Genomic DNA, 3,278 nt, shown 5'->3' with positions numbered 1-3,278 from the left:
GTGCTTTTCACCTTTCCCTCACGGTACTGGTTCGCTATCGGTCAGCAAGGAGTACTTAGCCTTCGAAGGTGGTCCTCCGATCTTCAGACAGAATTTCACGTGTTCCGCCCTACTTAATACGTCCGTCAAAGCTTCGAATACGGGGCTGTCACCCGCTATGGCCATGCTTCCCAACATGTTCTTCTCACTTATCCGGCTCGGCTGGTCCCCGTTCGCTCGCCGCTACTAGGGGAGTATCAATTGATTTCCTTTCCTCCGGGTACTTAGATGTTTCAGTTCCCCGGGTTTGCTCTTAAAACCCTATGTATTCAGGTCTTAAGTACCTGTTTAAACCCCATATTGAGTATCATAGATAACAATATGAAGCTTTCAGGTGGGTTGCCCCATTCAGAAATCCATGGATCAAAGCTTATTCTCAGCTCCCCATGGCTTATCGCAGAGTATCACGTCTTTCATCGCCTCTTGCTGCCAAGGCATTCACCAAACGCCCTTCTCGCGCTTGATTTGATCCAGAAAAAGAAAGACTTGACCATTTGTCCTACCGCCTATTCGGCTACTTGAGGACGTAAACTCTTCCGGCCTTCGGCCTTCACAGTTCGGTCAGATCGATCGAGGCCGCCCAGCTGGTAACTAAAGGCAGTCATTCTTCTGAACCAAAAACATACATTTCCCGCCCCCGCCACTTGGACGAGGACAATTGAGCAACCCCATATGGTCTCTCAGCCGTGCAGCTGATCAACGCAGGTCGCTCGGGTTAGTATATTTGACTTGGACAACTCTGTTCGTTTCAGTCGCGATACACAGACAGGGCCGGCTAGACCCAAACTGCGCCGCTCACCCGAAGATGAGAACGACCGAGATCAGCGCCACACTCGGCACGATCAAACAGTGTTGATTGATTTCTCTCTATACGATGTCAATCCATCCAATTGGATGATCCAGCACTCACTCAAGTGCTCGATGATCAAATCGAAAGGTAAATGGTGGAGCCTAGGAGGATCGAACTCCTGACCTCCTGAATGCAAATCAGGCGCTCTCCCAGCTGAGCTAAGGCCCCGTAAAAAGTCGCTCTCATTGCTTTTGTGACCAAAAGCAACTGCCACGACAACGCCTTTTGCTCCGCAAAAGGCTTGGTGGGTCGAGGAGGACTTGAACCTCCGACCTCACGCTTATCAGGCGTGCGCTCTAACCACCTGAGCTACCGACCCAGACAGGCCGGTCGGCCTGATGTGTTCTGAAGAGATATGAGGACGGCTCGGTCCATGAGTTTGACCAACTTTGTTTGTTGATCTTCTGCTAAGTGTTCCACGATCAAGGGCAAGCCCTGTGATGCTAGGAACATCCTTAGAAAGGAGGTGATCCAGCCGCAGGTTCCCCTACGGCTACCTTGTTACGACTTCACCCCAGTCGCTGATCCTACCGTGGTCCGCTGCCCCCAAAAGGTTAGCGCACGGCCGTCGGGTAGAACCAACTCCCATGGTGTGACGGGCGGTGTGTACAAGGCCCGGGAACGTATTCACCGCGTCATGCTGTTACGCGATTACTAGCGATTCCGACTTCATGGGGTCGAGTTGCAGACCCCAATCCGAACTGAGACAGTTTTTTGGGATTAACCCATTGTCACTGCCATTGTAGCACGTGTGTAGCCCAACCCGTAAGGGCCATGAGGACTTGACGTCATCCACACCTTCCTCCCGCTTATCACGGGCAGTTTCCATAGAGTGCCCAGCCGAACTGCTGGCAACTAGGGATGTGGGTTGCGCTCGTTGCCGGACTTAACCGAACATCTCACGACACGAGCTGACGACAGCCATGCAGCACCTGTCACCGAGTCACCGAAGTGAAAGATCCATCTCTGGACCGGTCCCGGGATGTCAAGGGTTGGTAAGGTTCTGCGCGTTGCTTCGAATTAAACCACATGCTCCACCGCTTGTGCGGGCCCCCGTCAATTCCTTTGAGTTTTAATCTTGCGACCGTACTCCCCAGGCGGAATGCTTAATCCGTTAGGTGTGTCACCGAATAGTATACTACCCGACGACTGGCATTCATCGTTTACGGTGTGGACTACCAGGGTATCTAATCCTGTTTGCTCCCCACACTTTCGCACCTCAGCGTCAGTATCGAGCCAGTGAGCCGCCTTCGCCACTGGTGTTCCTCCAAATATCTACGAATTTCACCTCTACACTTGGAATTCCACTCACCTCTCTCGAACTCTAGACCAATAGTTTTGGAGGCAGTTCCGGGGTTGAGCCCCGGGATTTCACCCCCAACTTTCTGGTCCGCCTACGTGCGCTTTACGCCCAGTAATTCCGAACAACGCTAACCCCCTCCGTATTACCGCGGCTGCTGGCACGGAGTTAGCCGGGGTTTCTTTACCTGCTACCGTCATTATCTTCACAGGCGAAAGAGCTTTACGACCCTAAGGCCTTCATCACTCACGCGGCATGGCTGGATCAGGGTTGCCCCCATTGTCCAAGATTCCCCACTGCTGCCTCCCGTAGGAGTCTGGGCCGTGTCTCAGTCCCAGTGTTGCTGATCATCCTCTAAAACCAGCTATAGATCGTAGGCTTGGTAGGCCATTACCCCACCAACTACCTAATCTAACGCGGGCTAATCCTTTGGCGATAAATCTTTCCCCCGAAGGGCTCATACGGTATTACTCTCCGTTTCCAGAGGCTATTCCGTACCAAAGGGCATATTCCCACGCGTTACTAACCCGTCCGCCGCTCACCCCGAAAGGCGCGCTCGACTTGCATGTGTTAGGCCTGCCGCCAGCGTTCGTTCTGAGCCAGGATCAAACTCTCAAGTTGAAAAGCATTGCTGCTTATCCTTGACGTTCGAACCTCTGCACATCTTTAGTGCGCTACCGCCTATTCGGCTACTTGAGCGCGAATAAGCTTCCCCCAACCCGGCTAGGCCAAGGAACGCACTAAAAGTCATCTGTTTGTTGTGCTTCTGGTTTCTTCAGAAACCGAAAGCCGTACAAACAGTGAAGCTGACACTGGTCATCGGGGCAAAACCCCTACCAGCGCGATATACAGACATTCAATCCGTCGAAACGAACCAAACCGCCCACATATCTCTTCAGTTATCCATCAATGTCAAAGAACAAAACACCAAGAGCCAAAAACCAGACCGAAACGCCAATCACTCAGCGCAACCGCCCAACCTAAACCTCCGAATGCCCACCGTCTCTCCGATGCGTCCAACCGTCTCTCCGGTCCGTCTCCACCGCCTCAGCAGCGCCCCAACACCGCCTCAGCAGCGCCGGTGAAGGG

Annotated in this window: 2 tRNA genes and 2 rRNA genes; all 4 read right to left on the bottom strand. The window is 52.9% G+C overall.

The window, feature by feature from the left end:
• A 23S ribosomal RNA gene (locus tag ACR0B3_RS23560) occupies window positions 1-505 on the bottom strand; the annotation flags it as partial.
• Between the two features lie 476 nt (window positions 506-981).
• Window positions 982-1,057, bottom strand: a tRNA-Ala gene (locus tag ACR0B3_RS23555).
• Window positions 1,058-1,131: 74 nt separating this feature from the next.
• A tRNA-Ile gene (locus tag ACR0B3_RS23550) sits at window positions 1,132-1,208 on the bottom strand.
• A 140-nt stretch (window positions 1,209-1,348) separates the two neighbouring features.
• A 16S ribosomal RNA gene (locus ACR0B3_RS23545) occupies window positions 1,349-2,810 on the bottom strand.
• Window positions 2,811-3,278: the final 468 nt, after the last annotated feature.

Source organism: Ruegeria sp. CE9 (assembly GCF_056537425.1).
This window is presented reverse-complemented; position numbering and strand designations above follow the sequence as displayed.